At 58.3% G+C, this 16408-nt stretch carries 19 protein-coding genes; 10 read left to right on the forward strand and 9 right to left on the reverse strand.

What is annotated here, in order from left to right; translation table 11 throughout:
• Window positions 1–33 precede the first annotated feature (33 nt).
• On the forward strand, window positions 34–1335 hold the full coding sequence (locus H559_RS0100705) for a hemolysin family protein (protein WP_028451090.1): 1302 nt from the start codon (window positions 34–36) through the stop codon (window positions 1333–1335).
• Window positions 1336–1407: 72 nt separating this feature from the next.
• On the opposite strand, the gene H559_RS0100710 is transcribed toward H559_RS0100705, so the two are convergent.
• The gene (locus H559_RS0100710) at window positions 1408–1977 is read right to left on the reverse strand and encodes a phasin family protein (RefSeq protein ID WP_245579312.1); all 570 of its coding nucleotides are present in this window, start codon (window positions 1975–1977) and stop codon (window positions 1408–1410) included.
• Window positions 1978–2207: 230 nt separating this feature from the next.
• On the opposite strand from H559_RS0100710, the gene phaR reads away from it, so the two are divergent.
• Both phaR and tcdA read left to right on the forward strand, forming a co-directional pair.
• Window positions 2208–2831, forward strand: a complete 624-nt coding sequence (gene phaR / locus H559_RS18245; protein ID WP_034639233.1) for a polyhydroxyalkanoate synthesis repressor PhaR — start codon at window positions 2208–2210, stop codon at window positions 2829–2831.
• A gap of 166 nt (window positions 2832–2997) precedes the next feature.
• A complete protein-coding gene (gene tcdA, locus H559_RS0100720; RefSeq protein WP_028451092.1) occupies window positions 2998–3786 on the forward strand; it encodes a tRNA cyclic N6-threonylcarbamoyladenosine(37) synthase TcdA in 789 nt (262 codons plus the stop codon).
• 52 nt (window positions 3787–3838) lie between these two features.
• On the opposite strand, the gene amrS is transcribed toward tcdA, so the two are convergent.
• The 8 genes from amrS to fdxA all read right to left on the reverse strand — a co-directional run bounded on the left by amrS (window position 3839) and on the right by fdxA (window position 8282).
• A complete protein-coding gene (gene amrS / locus H559_RS0100725; RefSeq protein WP_034639235.1) occupies window positions 3839–4954 on the reverse strand; it encodes an AmmeMemoRadiSam system radical SAM enzyme in 1116 nt (371 codons plus the stop codon).
• Complete coding sequence (amrA, locus tag H559_RS0100730) at window positions 4933–5496, reverse strand: AmmeMemoRadiSam system protein A (protein WP_028451094.1); 564 nt, start codon at window positions 5494–5496, stop codon at window positions 4933–4935. Before amrA ends, amrS begins: the two co-directional genes overlap by 22 nt.
• Window positions 5480–6283, reverse strand: coding sequence for an AmmeMemoRadiSam system protein B (amrB, locus tag H559_RS0100735; RefSeq protein ID WP_028451095.1), 804 nt, complete (start codon window positions 6281–6283; stop codon window positions 5480–5482). The genes amrA and amrB overlap by 17 nt, the downstream gene beginning before the upstream one ends.
• Before the next feature lie 172 nt (window positions 6284–6455).
• Window positions 6456–6905, reverse strand: coding sequence for a 50S ribosomal protein L9 (rplI, locus tag H559_RS0100740; RefSeq protein ID WP_028451096.1), 450 nt, complete (start codon window positions 6903–6905; stop codon window positions 6456–6458).
• Between the two features lie 20 nt (window positions 6906–6925).
• Window positions 6926–7156 (reverse strand): 30S ribosomal protein S18, encoded by a 231-nt coding sequence (gene rpsR / locus H559_RS0100745; protein WP_028451097.1) that lies wholly within the window; start codon window positions 7154–7156, stop codon window positions 6926–6928.
• The gene (priB, locus tag H559_RS22075; protein WP_211230868.1) at window positions 7143–7466 is read right to left on the reverse strand and encodes a primosomal replication protein N; all 324 of its coding nucleotides are present in this window, start codon (window positions 7464–7466) and stop codon (window positions 7143–7145) included. Before priB ends, rpsR begins: the two co-directional genes overlap by 14 nt.
• Window positions 7467–7478: 12 nt before the next feature.
• Window positions 7479–7841 (reverse strand): 30S ribosomal protein S6, encoded by a 363-nt coding sequence (gene rpsF / locus H559_RS0100755; protein WP_028451099.1) that lies wholly within the window; start codon window positions 7839–7841, stop codon window positions 7479–7481.
• A 105-nt stretch (window positions 7842–7946) separates the two neighbouring features.
• On the reverse strand, window positions 7947–8282 hold the full coding sequence (gene fdxA / locus H559_RS0100760; RefSeq protein WP_028451100.1) for a ferredoxin FdxA: 336 nt from the start codon (window positions 8280–8282) through the stop codon (window positions 7947–7949).
• 66 nt (window positions 8283–8348) lie between these two features.
• Here fdxA and gluQRS point away from each other — a divergent pair, with 66 nt between their 5' ends.
• The 7 genes from gluQRS (at window position 8349) to trpA (ending at window position 16321) form a co-directional block, all read left to right on the forward strand.
• Window positions 8349–9314, forward strand: coding sequence for a tRNA glutamyl-Q(34) synthetase GluQRS (gluQRS, locus tag H559_RS18250; RefSeq protein ID WP_051278840.1), 966 nt, complete (start codon window positions 8349–8351; stop codon window positions 9312–9314).
• 254 nt (window positions 9315–9568) lie between these two features.
• Window positions 9569–12163 carry a motility hub landmark protein FimV gene (locus tag H559_RS0100770; RefSeq protein ID WP_034639237.1) on the forward strand — a complete coding sequence of 865 codons (2595 nt, stop codon included), beginning with the start codon at window positions 9569–9571 and terminating at the stop codon, window positions 12161–12163.
• Window positions 12164–12176: 13 nt separating this feature from the next.
• On the forward strand, window positions 12177–12803 hold the full coding sequence (locus tag H559_RS21205) for a CbiQ family ECF transporter T component (protein ID WP_155845239.1): 627 nt from the start codon (window positions 12177–12179) through the stop codon (window positions 12801–12803).
• On the forward strand, window positions 12803–13588 hold the full coding sequence (gene truA, locus H559_RS0100780; protein ID WP_028451102.1) for a tRNA pseudouridine(38-40) synthase TruA: 786 nt from the start codon (window positions 12803–12805) through the stop codon (window positions 13586–13588). The genes H559_RS21205 and truA overlap by 1 nt, the downstream gene beginning before the upstream one ends.
• A gap of 34 nt (window positions 13589–13622) precedes the next feature.
• Window positions 13623–14270 (forward strand): phosphoribosylanthranilate isomerase, encoded by a 648-nt coding sequence (locus H559_RS0100785; RefSeq protein ID WP_028451103.1) that lies wholly within the window; start codon window positions 13623–13625, stop codon window positions 14268–14270.
• Window positions 14267–15478, forward strand: coding sequence for a tryptophan synthase subunit beta (gene trpB / locus H559_RS0100790; RefSeq protein WP_028451104.1), 1212 nt, complete (start codon window positions 14267–14269; stop codon window positions 15476–15478). The genes H559_RS0100785 and trpB overlap by 4 nt, the downstream gene beginning before the upstream one ends.
• 45 nt (window positions 15479–15523) lie before the next feature.
• Window positions 15524–16321 carry a tryptophan synthase subunit alpha gene (trpA, locus tag H559_RS0100795; RefSeq protein WP_028451105.1) on the forward strand — a complete coding sequence of 266 codons (798 nt, stop codon included), beginning with the start codon at window positions 15524–15526 and terminating at the stop codon, window positions 16319–16321.
• Window positions 16322–16408: the final 87 nt, after the last annotated feature.

The following is a 16408-nucleotide window of genomic DNA, read 5'->3' on the forward strand; positions in this document are numbered from 1 at the left end:
CGGCCGGGTGCATCTGTAAAGGTTGTTTGCGCAATGGCGTATTTGTTACTGCTGGGGCTGATTCTACTGAATGGCCTGTTTGCCATGTCGGAAATTGCGCTGGTAAGTGCCCGCAAGGCTCGGCTGGCGACACTGGCAGCAAAGGGAGATCGCACCGCTCGGATGGCGTTGCAACTGGGTGAAGATCCGACCCGATTTCTGTCCACCATCCAGATCGGCATCACGTCGATCAGCCTGCTGAACGGGATTGTCGGCGAGGCTGTGCTGGCCGGGCCTCTGGCGGCCTGGCTGATAGGGCATGGCATGCTGGAGCAATGGGCGCATGTACTGGCAACCGTGCTGGTGGTAATTGCCGTAACCTATGTCTCGATTGTTGTTGGCGAGCTGGTGCCGAAAAGGCTGGGGCAGCTCAGACCAGAGCGCGTGGCCAGGCTGGTAGCCTTGCCCGTGCACTGGCTTTCCCGCCTGACTGAACCATTTGTCTGGCTGCTGGCAATTTCGACCAATACGCTGCTGGCATTGCTGGGAGCCAGGAATACCGCTGCGCAGCAGGTCACCGAAGAGGAAATCGAAGCCCTGCTGGCAGAAGGCTCGCAATCGGGCGTGATCGAGGAGCGGGAGCATGCCATCGTGCGCAATGTGTTCCGCCTTGATGACCGCCAGCTGGGTTCGCTGATGATTCCGCGCGCCGATCTGGTGTATCTGGATCTGGACGAGCCATTGGAAGTGCTGCTGCAGCAGGTCGAATCCACGCCATTCATGCGCTACCCAGTATGCCGGGGCGGGCTCGATAATCTGCTGGGGGTGGTCGATACGCGCCAGTTGCTGGAAGCCCAGCTCAAGGGTCAGACCGGGCAATTGCCGCTTGATGCATTGCATCCCTGTCTGTTTGTTCCGGAAAGCTTGTCCGGCATGGAGTTGCTGGCCCAGTTCCGGGTTGCCAATCTGCCGATGGCCTTTGTCGTCAACGAATATGGTGATCTGGAAGGACTCGTCACCCTGCAGGATTTGCTGGAAGCGGTGACGGGCGAGTTTCATCCGCACAATGGCGCAGAGGCCTGGGCGGTGCAGCGCAGTGATGGCTCATGGCTACTGGAGGGCTCAATGCCCATTCCCGAGCTGAAAGATCAGCTGCAGCTCGATACGGTGCCTGACGAGGATCGTGGTCGTTACCACACGCTCGGGGGGATGGTTCTGCAGTTGCTTGGCCGCATTCCACGTACCGGGGAAATTGCCCGCTGGGAAAACTGGTCGCTGGAAGTGGTCGACATGGATGGCCAGCGCATCGACAAGGTGCTGGCTTCGCGTCTTCCCGCCAGCAAGGCAGAGGAATGAGTACAAGCGTGGTACGGAAGTAAAAAAGCCCCGCAATAGCGGGGCTTGCGCACAGCGGGATAGTCCCTGCTTTTAGTGTTGGGTCGAGGCTGCGCTGGTTTTCTTGGCCGCAGTCTTGACTGCATCGGCGGTAGCAGTCGATGCTGCCTTGACCGAAGCGTCGGCGAAATCGGCAACCTGCTTGGCGGCCTTGGTCAGGCTGTCGACCGCGGCGGCAGTGGCTTGAACGGTTGATTTGACAGCAGCAACCGCCACATCGGTACCAGCCGGAGCCGACTTCACGAAACGATCCAGACCGGCGACGGCGCTTTTGTTGAATACGGTGGTGCGCTCTTCGATCAGCTTGGTGTACTCGGCTTGCGCTTGCGAAGTGATTTCGTAAACGTTGCGATAGAACGACAGTGCCTGTTCGACAGCGCTTTCGTTCAGTTTCTGGTTCAGGGCAAGTGCTTCCTGCGCATCCTTGATTTGTGCCAAGGACTTGGCGGACTTGGCGGCATCTTCCAGCACGTTTTTGGCCGATTCGATCTGCAGCTTGCCGAGGCGCTCGGAGGTGTCGAGCGAGATGCGTGCAAAACGCAGTGCCGTTTCGACCTGTTCGGTGGCAAAATCATGGAATTGCTGTTGAGCGTTGGTGGTCATGATGCGTTTCTCCATTTTTTGTAAAAGGTGAGCCGGATCGCTGTAAGACCAGGCTTCGCCAATGCACCCGGTATGGTGCAGTGCACAATGCGAATTCATTCTGGATAGTCTGGATCAGAATGTCAATGCTTTTTTGTGCACTGCCGCATGAACGTTGCGAACGGCTAAGTGCATGACTATGCTCATGATTAGCAAATACTTAACAAACCACTTCACACAGGGCTGCCGATATGAGCGGGGATAAACGAGTCATCAAGAAATACCCGAACCGACGTCTGTATGACACCGACACCAGCTGTTACATCACGCTGGCCGATGTCAAACAGCTGGTCCTGGACAATGTGGATATTCAGGTGCTGGATGCCAAGACCAGTGAAGACATCACCCGTGGCGTGCTGCTGCAGATCATCATGGAAGAGGAAGCCGGCGGCATGCCGATGTTTTCCTACGATGTGCTCACCCAGATCATCCGCTTCTATGGCAATACCATGCAGGGCCTGATGGGTAATTATCTGGAGAAGAACCTGCAGCTGTTCTCCGAGATGCAGGGGCACCTGCAGGAGCAGGCCAGCACGGTCATCAAGGGTGGTAATCCCGTTTTCAATCCGAACACCCTGTGGGGCGACCTGATGAAGATGCAGCCGCAGGCCATGCAGAGCATGATGGGCAATTACCTGGAAAACAGCACGCAGATGTTTGCCGAAATGCAGCAGCAGATGCAGGAGCAGGCCAAAACCCTGTTTGGCGGCTTTGGTGTTCCCGCCAAAGACGAGGGCTCGACAGATGCTTCGGCCGCAGCTGCACCGGAAGAGGTCGCGGCTCCGGCACCACGCCGGCGCAAGCCTGCTGCCTGACCGGGTTCATATCGGTTAGCCAGGGCGCCGCAGCTGCGGCGCCTTCGTTTTTCGGGCGGGCCAGAGGATGATTTCCTGCTCTGCAATCGCTGACCATGTTTTCTTTTTTCATATTGACCGGCAGGGCTGGGCACTGCAGCCGCCGGCCGTTTCGTGCAGGAATTGTATGTCGCAACTGGATCAATCCTATGAGCGCCGCTTCGGCGGTATTGCCCGCCTGTATGGCGCAGCAGCACTGGCACGATTCCGTGCCGCACACATTGCGGTGATCGGTGTTGGCGGGGTGGGCTCCTGGGTGGCCGAAGCCCTGGCGCGATCCGGTGTGGGTGCGCTGACGCTGATCGATCTGGATGACCTGTGCGTGTCGAATACCAATCGCCAGTTGCCGGCGCTGGATGGGCAATTCGGGCGGATGAAAGTGGCGGCATTGGCCGAGCGCATTCTCGCCATCAACCCGGAGTGCCGGGTAAATTGCATCGAAGATTTCATCGCGCCCGAAAACTTCGCCGAGTACCTGGGCGGCGGGCTGGACTATGTGGTTGATGCCATTGATTCGGTGCGGACCAAGGCCGCGCTGATCGCCTGGTGCCGCGATCACCGCCTCAGGATCATTACTACCGGCGGTGCCGGCGGCCAGATCGACCCCACACAGGTTGCGGTTGAAGATCTGTCTCGCACGACGCATGACCCGCTGGCGAGCAAGGTGCGCGCGCAGCTACGCCGCCAATACGGTTTCGCCAAGGCGGAGCGGAAAATGGGGGTTGATTGCGTGTATTCCACCGAGCAGCTGGTGTATCCGCAGCCCGATGGTTCGGTCTGTGCGCAGAAGCCGCAGGCGGGTGATGGTCCGGTGCGCCTCGATTGTGCGGGTGGCTTTGGTGCCAGCGTCGCGGTGACCGGCACATTCGGCTTTGTGGCCGCCGCGCATGTGCTCAAACATCTGGCAAGGAATTAGCTGGGTATATTCGTAAGGCCATTTTAATTATAGGGCTTTGCGATGATAGGGGTTAGGGTATTCTGGGTTGGCCGCTGTGCAGATGCACCGGAATGCGGCGGTTGCCAAAGCTGCCGGCATAAGCGCTGAAACGGCCGGCCAGCCGGGCCCCGCACGCCAGACAGTGCCCGCTCTCATCGAGCGCGTAATCGCTGATCCGGTAACCCTGGCGTACGATCAACGCCTTGCCGCAGTCCGGACAGAATGTCGTTCCGCCATCGGGTGTTGCCACATTGCCCGTATAGACATGCAGCAGACCATGATCGAGACCGATCTGGCGGGCAAGCTGCAGGGTGGCTGCCGGCGTTGGCGGCCGGTCGGTCAGCCGGTAGTCGGGGTGAAAGGCAGTGAAGTGCAGTGGCACATCCGCACCCAGTTCATCGTGCACCCAGCGGCAGAGTGCCGTGATCTCGGCCTGGCTGTCATTGGCATCCGGAATCAGCAGGGTGGTGATTTCGAGCCAGCAGCTGCTTTCATGCCGGATGTGCTGCAGCGTATCGAGCACCGGTGCCAGCCGCGCACCGCAGTATCGCTTGTAGAAATCCTCGCTGAAGCCTTTCAGGTCAATGTTGGCCGCGTCCATCGCGGCAAAGAACAGCTGGCGCGGCTTGGCATGAATGTAGCCGGCGCTGACCGCGACCGTCCGGATGCCTGTGGCATGGCAGGCATCGGCCACATCGAGTGCATACTCGGCAAAAATCACCGGATCGTTGTAGGTGAATGCCACGCTGAGGCAATCGAGCTGGCGTGCGGTACTGGCCAGTTGGGCAGGGGTCGCGCTGTCCTGCAGCTTGTCCAGCTCGCGCGAGTGGGAAATATCCCAGTTCTGGCAGAACTTGCAGGCGAGATTGCAGCCGGCGGTACCGAACGACAATACCTTGCTGCCGGGGTGGAAGTGATTGAGTGGCTTTTTCTCGATCGGGTCGACGCAGAAACCGGAGGAACGTCCCCAGCTAGTGAGTTCGATCGCATCGCCATGCCGTTCGCGGATCAGGCAGGCACCATGCTGGCACTCCTGCAATTTGCAGTCGCGCGGGCACAGATCGCATTGCAGCCGGCCATCACCGAGCGGGTGGCTCCAGTGGGTGCCTGCCTGCAGGCCGCGGCTCAATGCGGCTTTTCCAGCCATTTCTGCACCGTATAACGGGAAAAGGCGAGCTTGTTGCTGTCGTAATCCGGCGGCAGGCCGGCTTTCATCTTCAGGTGGGCCAGAAAATCGGCTGGCTCGCCCAGCTGGTGCCAGACCTGCGGCAGAAAGGTGGCGTGATGATCGCCCTGCTGCAGGATGAGGCCGTCGATGCCGGGGCGGAGTTGCCGCAGCAGGTCCTGCTCATCACTGAACGCAATCGGTGTGCTGTCGCTCAGCACGGAGACCTCGATGCGGGTGAGCGGCAGTTCGGCCGGCACCAGTGCCGGAAAGCGCGGATCACGTGTGGCTGCGGCAATGGCATTGCCACGGACATCGTCACCCAGCGGCCGCCAGGCCTGCAGCGAGCCAATGCAGCCACGCAACTGGCCGTGCTGCGTCAGTGTGACAAATGATGCTGTGGGTATGTGCATGAAGCCATTGTCAGGAAATGGCTCCAGGCCAATACCCTCAAGGTGGCTGCGTATGCTCTGGCGGGCCAGCTGGAGCAACTGCTTGCCCTGTTCTTCAGTGAACGACGTCATGGGAGTCCTCGCTGAAAGCGATGGCGGCGTAGCCGACGACTTGTTGCCGGTTGCCGCTGGTGTCGCCGGAGTTGCGGTAGTCCAGCAGTCGGGCGGCAAGCCGGTGTCGTTGAGCACATTGCATCAGACCTGCCACGGGAATGGCGCCGCAAGCCTGACTGGCCTGCAGTGGCAGCCGGCCAGCCACAATCTGCTGCAGCGTGGCCTGGTCGAGCGAGCTGGCGCTTGCGTAGTCTTCATAGTGTGACAGGTCGCTGCTGATGATGATCAGTGTGTCATCACGCCCCCACACCTGCTCCAGAATCTCGGCTGCCCGTTCCGGCGTGCAATGTCCGGCCAGCACGGGCAGGATCGTGAAGTCGTGCAGGGTGCATTGCAGAAAAGGCAGCTGCACTTCGAGCGAATGCTCCAGGGCATGGCTGGCCGCGTCATCGCCAATGCCGAGCGACCGTAATGCGGTTACGCCATCCTGATCAACGGGAATTTCACCCAGCGGTGTTGCGAATGCACTGGCGCCGGGCAGGGCCAGATCGTGCAGGGCCGCCCTGTGCGCGGGTCCCAGCAGAATGACGTGGCGGATGCTGTCCGCATAAGGGCGCAGCGTCGAGTAGGCGCTGGCAGCAATTGGCGCGGAATAGGCGTAGCCGGCATGAGGGACAATCAGTGCCTTGGGTCGGGATGACTCGTGCCTGTTGGCCGCCAGTTGCTGTGCGATCAGCTCGCGCAGCAGGATGGGCTGCTCCGGATAGAACACACCGGCCACGGCAGGAGGGCGAACGGTTGGCATGACGGCATCCACTGTATGACCATGTACCAGTCTGGTTCTGCAGACTTCGGAATCGCAAGTGAATTGGCCGGAAGGGCTGGTGGCGGGCTGCCAGACGGTGCGGATGATTTGCCCTGAAAAACAAAAAGGGGCCGAAGCCCCTTTTTGCGATGCCGATTGGCTCGTGCAGCGATTATTGCTCGCCGACGATGACAACCTTGACGGCAACAACCACGTCGTGATGCAGAGCGAGGTCGATGTCGAATTCGCCGATGGCCTTCAGCGGGCCTTCCGGCAGACGGACTTCGGTCTTCTTCACTTCGATGCCGGCAGCAGTGATCGCGTCAGCGATATCCTGAGTGCCAACAGAACCGAACAGACGACCATCAACACCGGCCTTCTGGGCGATGGTGAAGGAAGCTTCGTTCAGCTTTTCAGCGCGAGCCTGGGCAGCAACCAGAATTTCAGCCTGACGGGCTTCCAGCTCGGCGCGGCGGGCTTCAAACTCGGCCAGGTTTGCTTCGTTGGCACGCTTGGCCTTGCCTTGCGGGATCAGGAAGTTACGTGCGTAACCGTCCTTCACCTTGACGACGTCACCCAGTTGACCCAGGTTGGCTACTTTTTCGAGCAGAATGATTTGCATGACTTGATTCCTTTCCTGTCTTAGTGCTGGTCGGTGTACGGCAGCAGGGCCAGGAAGCGAGCCAGCTTGATCGCGGAGGACAGCTGACGTTGATACTTCGCCTTGGTACCAGTGATGCGAGCCGGGATGATCTTGCCGTTTTCAGCAATGAAATCCTTCAGCAGGGCGACATCCTTGTAGTCAACTTCCTTGATGCCTTCGGCGGTGAAGCGGCAGTATTTCTTCCGCTTGAACAGATTACGTTGGGACATGGTCTTTCCTTAATTCAGAAAATTCGTATTCGTCGATGTGCAAAACCAGACGGTCCGGCTGGCGCAGGCTGCGGGCTGCCAGAAATCCTTTGCAGCGAACAGTGCATGGCACGGTTGCCCGGGAGAAATGGCTGGCCTTGTTGCCAATGACCACGAAATTCACAACGCACTTCACTTTTCTTTGCAGGCCGGTTTCGGTCTGCTCCGATTCATGCTCCAGTTCTCCTTCGACAATCGGAATGCCGGCAGGGGTCTGGCGCAGGATGGGCTGGGTGCGGAGAATTCCTTCCAGTAAGGTTCGGTTTCGCAAGGCGTGCCTAAATTAGGCGGCCTGTTCTTCGCCGGCCTGAGTCAGCGAACGGGACTTCTCTTCCTTCATCATCGGGGAAGCTTCAGTCACGGCCACGTCTTTTTTCAGGGTCAGGTGACGCAGTACAGCGTCATTGAACTTGAAGGCGTGCTCGAGTTCGTCCAGGGTTTCCTGGCCGATCTCTACGTTCATCAGAACGTAGTGAGCCTTGTGAATTTTCTGGATCGGGTAAGCCAGTTGACGGCGGCCCCAGTCTTCCAGGCGGTGAACCGCACCGTTAGCACCAGTGATCAGGCTCTTGTAACGCTCGATCATGGCGGGCACTTGCTCGCTTTGATCGGGGTGTACGATAAATACAATTTCATAATGTCGCATGAGAACTCCTTGTGGTTTGACACAGCCTGCCGATTGCGACGTCGGTCAGGCAAGGGGGAAACCGCCGATTATACCCATGAAGCGGGTTGTGGCTCAAGTGCGGACTCATTCGCCCGGTTTGCGGTCAATCAGTTCGCTCTTGTCATGGATGTCGGCCCATTCCGCGTGGTCGGCCGGTGGGGGCTTGCGTTCCAGAATGGCGGGCCATATCCTCGCCAGCTCGGCATTCAGTGCAATGTAGTGCTGATATTCTGCCGGGACTTCGTCCTGAGGGTAGATGGCATTGACCGGGCATTCGGCCACGCACAGCGAGCAGTCGATGCATTCTTCCGGATCAATGGCGAGGAAGTTGGGTCCTTCACGAAAGCAGTCGACCGGGCAGACGGCAACGCAATCCGTGTATTTGCAGCGGACACAGGCGTCGGTGACGACAAAGGCCATGGTTTGACGCTCCTGATGGATTATTGGGCATGAATTAACTAAGGCATGGATTCTAGCGCAGGAATCATGCATTGCAGATGCAAGAGGTGTTCGGTGGCGGAGGTTTTACCGGGGCAGTATGTCGGGCGCTTTGCACCCAGTCCGACCGGAGAGCTGCATATCGGATCGCTACTGACGGCCGTGGCGAGTTATCTGGACGCCCGCAGTCTGGGTGGTAAGTGGATTTTGCGCATCGAAGATCTGGATCCCCCCCGCGAGGTGCCGGGGGCATCTCTGCGGATTATCAGAACACTTGAGCGGTATGGTTTCTGCTGGGATGGTGATGTGGTGTGGCAACACCAGCGCCATGACACATACGCCGATGGATTGGATTTTTTGCGGAAGAACGGGTTTGCATACCCTTGTGGCTGCAGCCGCAAGCGTGTTCGCGAGGCTGGCTTGCAGGGAGTGGATGGCTGGCGTTACCCGGGGTTCTGCCGCAACCTGGCTGTTGCCGCAGAGGGGCAGTTGGCCTGGCGGCTGAAAGTTGACGATCAGGCGGTCGCGTATGTGGATCGCCTGCAGGGAGTGCAGTCACAGAATCTGGCCGAAGAGCTGGGAGATTTTGTATTGCTGCGGGCGGATGGCTGCTGGGCCTATCAGCTGGCGGTAGTGCTTGACGATGCAGCTGCCGGCATTTCGCACGTTGTCCGTGGTTCTGATTTGCTTGATTCAACGCCGAGACAGATTTATTTGCAGCGTATTCTTGGATTGCCAACACCCCAATACATGCACCTGCCCGTTTTGGTCAACGCTGCGGGCGAGAAACTCAGCAAGCAAACGCTGGCGCCGGCGCTTCAGGAAGGGCTGGAGAGCGAGATGCTGGGTTTTGTCTTGAAGTGCCTCGGGCAGGAATTGCCCTCGTTCTTCCCGGAAATGTCACTTGCCGAACTCTGGGAATGGGCAATATCGAACTGGACTGTCAGCAAGATACCACAGTGTAAAGCGATTTCAGTAGAGTATGCCCCCAAGTCTGGCTATAAAATCCTGTGATTGTCTTGTTTACTTTATTATTTGGCATTGCTGGAATCTCGGTTTGCGGGGTTCGGGGTGGCGAAAGACAGAGTGCTGGTTTCAAAATTTCTGCTTCTGGGTGCTTGCGGCGTGTAAGCCAAGGTTGCGTGCCGGTTGAACTCGTTGTAACTTTTGCTGCTCAATAAAATGCTGTGCATGTAGGGAGATGGGCTGTGCGGAAAACGCTTCAAGTGAAACATTGTGTACTGGCGCTGTCGCTGGCTGCACTGCCTATGCTGGCAAATGCGGCGGGATTGGGGCGCATGAGCGTGCTGTCCAGCCTGGGTGAGCCATTTCGGGGTCAGATCGAAATTGTCGGAGTGCAGCCCTCCGAAGCTGATTCGCTCCTGGTGAAGCTGGGTAGCCCTGATGCACATGAGGCGGCTCAGTTGCCCTATCCGGGTTCGATGGGGCTGCGTTTCAATGTGGAAAAGCGCAAGAATGGCCGCTATGTGGTGCTGGTGAATTCATCCCAGGCCGTTACCGAGCCATTCATGGATTTGATCGTCGAGCTGTATTGGGATGGCGGCAATGTGAAGCGCGAATTTACTGCGCTGATCGATCCGCCGAATTACCGCGCTCCGGTCAGTGCGGCTGATGCCGAGCCCCGTTACCAACCCGATACTCTTCCCGGTGTTCGTAGTTCGGGCAAGGTCAAGCAGGGCAAAAAGGCCAAGCCGGCTGATTCGGGTGAAGTGGCGGCAGAGCCTGTACGCCCGGCAAAAGATCCGGTCCAGGTTGGAGCCGATGGGTATACGGTGAAATCGGGTGATACGCTGTCGGCCATCGCCCGCAAGGTTCAGCCTGAAGGGGTCAGTCTCGACCAGGTGTTGCTGGCGCTTTATCGCGCCAATCCCCAGGCATTTGAAGGCAATATGAATCGCCTCAAGCGCGGCAAGATCATGCAGGTGCCGTCAGCCGATGAAATGAAGGCGGTATCCGCGGCTGAGGCCTCTCGCGAGGTCAAAGTTCAGACCAGCAACTGGCAGGCCTATCGCACCAAACTGGGTGAGGCGGCGACCCGAGCTCCGGCTGCTGAAGCGGCACCGGGGGCTGCTTCCGGTAAAATAACCCCAAAAATGGAAGACAAGGGCGCATCTGCGCCGGATGCCAACAAGTCGGTTTTGCAGTTGTCGCGCGGTGATGGCAAGGCGGGGGGCAAGGGTGATGCCAATGTGAAGGCGATGGAAGACGAAGCCGCCGCCAAGAAAAAATCACTCGAAGATGCCAACAAGCGCGTCAATGAGTTGCAGAAAAATGTCAAGGATATGGAGCAGTACCTCTCTGCCAAAGGCAAGGCGAGCGCTGCTTCTGCGGTGACTGCGGCCTCTGCTGTCGCCATTGCTCCCGCATCGGCGGCTTCGGCTGCAACTGCAAGTGCCAGCGATGCTTCTGCAGCGGTTGTGGCGAGTGTTGCCTCCGAGGCGAGCGCTGTTGCAAGCGAACCGGTGGCGAAAAAGCCGAAACGGAGAGTGCAGCAGGTCGAGGCGCCGGTCGAGGAGCCGGGTCTTGTCGATATGCTGATGGAGAATATTGTCCCCGTCGGTGGTGGTGTGCTGGCACTGCTGGCCGGTATTGGCGGCTTGATCTTCATGCGGCGCCGCCAGCGCACACCGGTTTTTGAGGATAGCATCATTACCGGTAGTGACCTGAAGGCGAATACGGTGCTGGGTAGCACCGGTGGTGGTGTAATCAGCACTCAGCCAACCGAGAATTCCTTCCTGACCGATTTCAGCCGTCAGGGGCTTGGTACGATTGATACTGATGAAGTTGATCCGATTGCCGAGGCGGATGTCTACATGGCTTATGGCCGCAATGCGCAAGCGGAAGAGATATTGAAGGATGCGCTGGCCAAGGATCCTAATCGTGCAGAAATTCGCCTGAAGCTGCTCGAGATTTATTCGGCGGGCAAGGATCGTGCGTCATTTGACGCTGTCGCACGTGATCTGCATTCCCAGACAGGAGGCAAGGGCGCTGTCTGGGACGAAGCTGCCAAGATGGGGCGTGCTCTTGATCCGGAGAATGCACTATTTGCGCTTGCCGCAGCGGCGTCTGTGGCTGCACCTGCCGTTGTTGCCGAAATTGCTGATAATGACGTGGCTACTGAAGAACCGGTGTTGGCTCGGTCGGAGCCTGAGTCGGTGCTTGATTTCAGTGTGCCCGAGGTGGCCGAACATGATCTGGAGCCGGAGCTGCCGACATCCCTGTCGTCCTCTTCGGATCTTGACTTCAATCTTGATATTGCTCCCGAGATTGCTCCGGTTGCTGATGTGCCCGAGACTGAATTCGGTTCGACTGGGGATGATGATGGCGTGATGGCCCTCGATCTTCCGATTGATCTGGGTGAATCTTCCTTCGGAGAAGATCTGGCTGTTGATCTGGGTGAGTTGCCCGAACTGGATATGGCCGATGAGTTTTCCGCGCTTGATCTGAATCTGGGCGCCTCGCTGGAAGAGGGTGTAGCAACACAGCAGCAGGTAGCTGCGCCTGAATCTGATGTGTTGCCGCTTGCTGATAATGCAGTTGACCTTGATTTCAATTTTGATCTTCAATCCCTGCCTGATGCGGAAGAGGTGACGGCGGCCATCCCGCATGAGGATGGCATGGATTCCCTGTCTGATCTGAATCTGGATTTTGCAGCAGGTAGCGACCCTTCTACCGAGCTGGATCTGGCGTCCGATGATCCGGTTCAGACCAAGATCGATCTTGCCCGCGCATATATCGATATGGGCGATGTCGAAGGCGCGCGCGAAATCCTGCAGGAAGCCATGCAGGAAGGAAATGCCGATCAGAAGTCGCTCGCACAGAGCCTGCTTTCCGGCATTTAATTAGCCGTTCAATTTGCATCCTGCCCTGTATTTGGCGCTCTGGTTCTGGCTGGCATTATTGCTTGCCAGTCTTGAGCGCCATTTTCTTTTTCTGGCAAGTGCTTCGCTGCTCTTGCTGGGGGTGTGCCTGATCCGGCAGCGATTATGGCGTGCCTGTCTGCGCATGCGCTGGCTGCTCCTTGCCGTGGTGTTGGTGTATGGCTGGACGACTCCGGGCTGGTATCTGTGGGCAGGGTTGTTTGCACCGACGCGAGAGGGCTTGCTCTTTGGTATCGATCAGGTGTTGCGTCTGCTGGCATTGATTTGCGGCTTGCAGTTTTTGCTGACACGGCTGGATCGGGACGGTATATTCGCCGGCCTTTATTGCCTTCTGCTGCCCTTGCGTTTTGTTGGAGTAGAGCGCGAGCGCCTCGCAGTGAGGCTTGCGCTAACCATTGCATTTGCCGATGAATTACTGGAGAAACAAACCGGTTTTCAAGAATTGCTGGGACATTTGCGGGTAGGGGGCAGTGGCACTGGCGCCGATTGCATTTTCATTCCCGTGCAGCCTATGGTGCTGCGAGACCGGATTCTTCTGTTTTTGCTGGTGTCGGGAATGATTCTGGGTGTGATTTTTCTGGGGAACCGTTCGTGGCCTTAATGCAGCGATATGCGCTTGGTATCGAATACGATGGCCGACAGTTCAGTGGCTGGCAGATCCAGCCTGACCGGCCAACCGTGCAACTCGCAATGGAAGAGGCTGTTTCCAAAATGGCAGGGCATTCGGTGCGTGTGCATGCTGCAGGCCGGACCGACGCCGGCGTCCACGCAAGCGGGCAGGTCATCCATTTTGATTCCAGTGCGCCGCGTCCTCTGAATGCCTGGGTTCGTGGTGTGAACAGCTTTCTGCCGCAAGGCATCGCGGTAGTCTGGGCGCGTGCCGTGGATGAGCGTTTTCATGCTCGCTTTCTGGCTAGTGCCCGGCATTATCGCTATCTGGTTCTGAATCATCCGGTGCGGCCTGCGCTGCTTGCCGGGAAGGTGGGCTGGTCGCATCAGGAGCTGGATGTTGGAGCCATGCAGGCTGCTGCGGATTTGCTGCTGGGGGAGCATGATTTCTCGAGTTTTCGTGCAGCCGAATGCCAGGCGCCCAGCCCGGTGAAAGTCATGCATGCAATTCGCATCCGGCAGGATGGTCACCTCATCTGCTTCGATTTTTCGGCTAGCGCCTTTCTGCATCACATGGTTCGCAACATCATGGGGGCCTTGCTGCATATCGGAAAAGGCAATCAGCCGGCAGAATGGATGACCGAAGTGCTGGGCTGGCGTGATCGCAGTCTGGCTCCGCCCACTTTCATGCCGGACGGGCTCTACCTTTCCGGTGTAAGCTATCCACCCGAATATGAATTGCCCAGCGAACCTGCTCCACGCTATGGCCTGCTGTGAGCCGGGGGCTGCCCGTTTTCCCGAGGTTCCGAGAATGATTCCCCGTATCAAGGTTTGCGGCTTGCGTGATGCCAATATGGCCAGAGCGACGGCCGAACTGGGGGCCGATGCCATCGGCCTGGTTTTTTATCCGCCCAGTCCGCGTCATGTCGAGCTGGAAAGCGCTCGTCAGATCGTTGCCGCCTTGCCGGCTTTCGTGACGTCGGTTGGTTTGTTTGTGAACGCCAAGGCAAGCTTTGTGAACGAAATGGCGGTAAAGGTACCGCTAGACTTACTCCAGTTTCACGGTGATGAAAGTCCGGAATACTGCAAGCAGTTTAATCGGCCATTTATCAAGGCAATTAGGGTCAAACCCGGACTGGATTTGCTAGAATACGCGCTTTCCTTTGCTGCAACCGGTGGGTTGTGCCGTGGCTTGCTGGTCGATGCCTTTGTTGAGGGTGTGCCGGGCGGTACGGGCGAGGCATTTGACTGGTCGCTGTTGCCGCAATCGTTGCCTTTGCCACTGATCCTGTCGGGCGGACTGCATCCGGGTAATGTCGAAGCCGCGGTCAGACAAGTCCACCCCTGGGCTGTTGATGTGTCAAGCGGAGTGGAAGCAAGCAAGGGCGTTAAGGATCTGGCCCGCGTGGTCGCATTTATCCAGGCAGTGAAAACTGCATCAGACGAGAGAACAGCATGAACGATAAAGCCTGTTACAACCTGCCGGACGAGCAGGGCCACTTCGGCATTTTTGGCGGCATTTATGTGGCTGAAACCCTGATCCCGGCGCTGGATGAACTGCGGGTCGAGTTTGAAAAAGCAATTGTCGATCCAAAATTCATGGCGGAATACCGCAGCGAACTCAAGCATTACGTTGGCCGCCCCAGCCCTATCTACCATGCCAAACGCTGGTCGGAAGAACTCGGTGGTGCGCAGATCTACCTCAAACGTGAAGACCTGAACCACACCGGTGCGCACAAGGTGAACAACACCATCGGCCAGGCGCTGCTGGCCCGCCGCATGGGCAAGAAGCGCGTGATCGCCGAAACCGGCGCCGGCCAGCACGGCGTGGCGTCCGCGACCGTTGCGGCCCGCTATGGCATGGAATGTGTGGTTTACATGGGGGCCGAAGACGTGGCCCGGCAGGCGCCGAACGTATTCCGCATCAAGCTCCTGGGTGCCACCGTCGTTCCGGTCGAAAGCGGCTCGAAGACCCTGAAAGACGCGATGAACGAGGCGATGCGTGACTGGGTGACCAATATCGACAGCACCTATTACATCATCGGTACCGCCGCCGGCCCGCATCCGTACCCGAAGCTGGTGCGTGAATTCCAGAAAATCATCGGCGAGGAGTGCAAGACCCAGATCGTCGAAATGATCGGCCGTCAGCCCGATGCCGTGATTGCCTGTGTGGGGGGCGGCTCGAACGCCATCGGCATGTTCTATCCCTATATCGAGGTTGAAGGCGTGCGCATCATCGGCGTTGAGGCCGGAGGTGACGGCGTCGAAACCGGCCGTCACGCAGCGCCGCTGACATCGAACGCCAAGCCGGGTGTATTGCACGGCCAGCGCTCCTTCCTGATGCAGGATGAGAACGGCCTGATCGTTGAAACGCATTCGATTTCCGCCGGTCTGGATTATCCGGGTGTCGGTCCGGAGCACAGCTACCTCAAGGACATCGGACGTGCCGAATACGTCGCCATCAACGACGATGAAGCGCTGGCGGCCTTCCATGACCTGTGCAAGTACGAGGGGATTATCCCGGCGCTGGAATCCAGCCATGCGCTGGCGCAGGCCGCCAAGATGGCCAAGACCATGAAGAAGGACGAAGTCTTGCTGGTCTGCCTGTCCGGTCGTGGCGACAAGGATATTCCGACTGTAGCCAAGATGTCGGGTATTCAGCTCTAACCATTTAAAACTGTTGCTTGTAGCGATATACCCGGAATCCTATCAATGTCCCGTATTCAATCTACTCTGGATGCCCTCAAGGCCGCAGGCCGCAAGGCGCTGATCCCCTTCATTACCGCGGGTGACCCGCATCCGGATGCAACCGTGGCGGCCATGCATGCGCTGGTTGCCGGCGGTGCCGACATCATCGAACTCGGCGTACCATTTTCCGACCCGATGGCCGATGGCCCGGTGATCCAGCGTGCCTCCGAGCGCGCACTGGCGCACGGCATGACCTTGCGCCGCGTGCTCGCCATGGTGGCCGAATTCCGCAAGACCGACGCCAAAACACCGGTGGTCCTGATGGGCTATGCCAATCCGGTGGAGGCCATGGGCTATACCGAGTTTGCCATTGCTGCACGTGATGCCGGCGTCGATGGCGTGTTGACCGTCGACCTTCCGCCCGAAGAGGCCGAGGAATGTGCCGGCGTATTGAAAGCACACGGAATCGACCTGATTTTCCTGCTGGCGCCGACGACCAGTGCCGAACGCGTGGCACATGTGGCCCGACTTGCCAGTGGCTATGTCTACTACGTATCGCTCAAGGGTGTTACGGGCGCGGCCAATCTGGATACGGCCAACGTGGCTGAACGCCTGGCCATTCTGCGCGAACATCTGGCAGTGCCGATCGGTGTCGGTTTTGGTATCCGGGATGCCGAAACCGCAGCCAAGGTGGCCCGCATTGCCGATGCCGTCGTGATCGGCTCGCGCCTGGTGCAGGAGATGGAGGCCGGTGCCGCTGGTCTGAATGAACGTCTTTCCACCTTCCTGACGGGTGTACGCCAGGCGATGGATCAGGTATAAGCCGCGCTGCTTTTGCTGGATTCGACAGATTTGGCCAGTGGCAGCAAGGTGCCTGTGCTTCGCAGGTCTGATGCAGCCCGCCAATGC

The sequence above is a fragment of the Chitinilyticum aquatile DSM 21506 genome (genome assembly GCF_000430805.1).
GTDB classification, from domain to species: domain Bacteria; phylum Pseudomonadota; class Gammaproteobacteria; order Burkholderiales; family Chitinibacteraceae; genus Chitinilyticum; species Chitinilyticum aquatile.

Excerpts from the sequence above, each read along its gene's own strand:
- H559_RS0100705 (WP_028451090.1), top strand. The coding sequence starts at position 34 with ATGGCGTATTTGTTACTGCTGGGGCTGATTCTACTGAATGGCCTGTTT.
- H559_RS0100710 (WP_245579312.1), bottom strand. The coding sequence starts at position 1,977 with ATGACCACCAACGCTCAACAGCAATTCCATGATTTTGCCACCGAACAG.
- phaR (WP_034639233.1), top strand. The coding sequence starts at position 2,208 with ATGAGCGGGGATAAACGAGTCATCAAGAAATACCCGAACCGACGTCTG.
- tcdA (WP_028451092.1), top strand. The coding sequence starts at position 2,998 with ATGTCGCAACTGGATCAATCCTATGAGCGCCGCTTCGGCGGTATTGCC.
- amrS (WP_034639235.1), bottom strand. The coding sequence starts at position 4,954 with ATGGCTGGAAAAGCCGCATTGAGCCGCGGCCTGCAGGCAGGCACCCAC.
- amrA (WP_028451094.1), bottom strand. The coding sequence starts at position 5,496 with ATGACGTCGTTCACTGAAGAACAGGGCAAGCAGTTGCTCCAGCTGGCC.
- amrB (WP_028451095.1), bottom strand. The coding sequence starts at position 6,283 with ATGCCAACCGTTCGCCCTCCTGCCGTGGCCGGTGTGTTCTATCCGGAG.
- rplI (WP_028451096.1), bottom strand. The coding sequence starts at position 6,905 with ATGCAAATCATTCTGCTCGAAAAAGTAGCCAACCTGGGTCAACTGGGT.
- rpsR (WP_028451097.1), bottom strand. The coding sequence starts at position 7,156 with ATGTCCCAACGTAATCTGTTCAAGCGGAAGAAATACTGCCGCTTCACC.
- rpsF (WP_028451099.1), bottom strand. The coding sequence starts at position 7,841 with ATGCGACATTATGAAATTGTATTTATCGTACACCCCGATCAAAGCGAG.
- fdxA (WP_028451100.1), bottom strand. The coding sequence starts at position 8,282 with ATGGCCTTTGTCGTCACCGACGCCTGTGTCCGCTGCAAATACACGGAT.
- gluQRS (WP_051278840.1), top strand. The coding sequence starts at position 8,349 with ATGCATTGCAGATGCAAGAGGTGTTCGGTGGCGGAGGTTTTACCGGGG.
- H559_RS0100770 (WP_034639237.1), top strand. The coding sequence starts at position 9,569 with ATGCTGGCAAATGCGGCGGGATTGGGGCGCATGAGCGTGCTGTCCAGC.
- truA (WP_028451102.1), top strand. The coding sequence starts at position 12,803 with ATGCAGCGATATGCGCTTGGTATCGAATACGATGGCCGACAGTTCAGT.
- H559_RS0100785 (WP_028451103.1), top strand. The coding sequence starts at position 13,623 with ATGATTCCCCGTATCAAGGTTTGCGGCTTGCGTGATGCCAATATGGCC.
- trpB (WP_028451104.1), top strand. The coding sequence starts at position 14,267 with ATGAACGATAAAGCCTGTTACAACCTGCCGGACGAGCAGGGCCACTTC.
- trpA (WP_028451105.1), top strand. The coding sequence starts at position 15,524 with ATGTCCCGTATTCAATCTACTCTGGATGCCCTCAAGGCCGCAGGCCGC.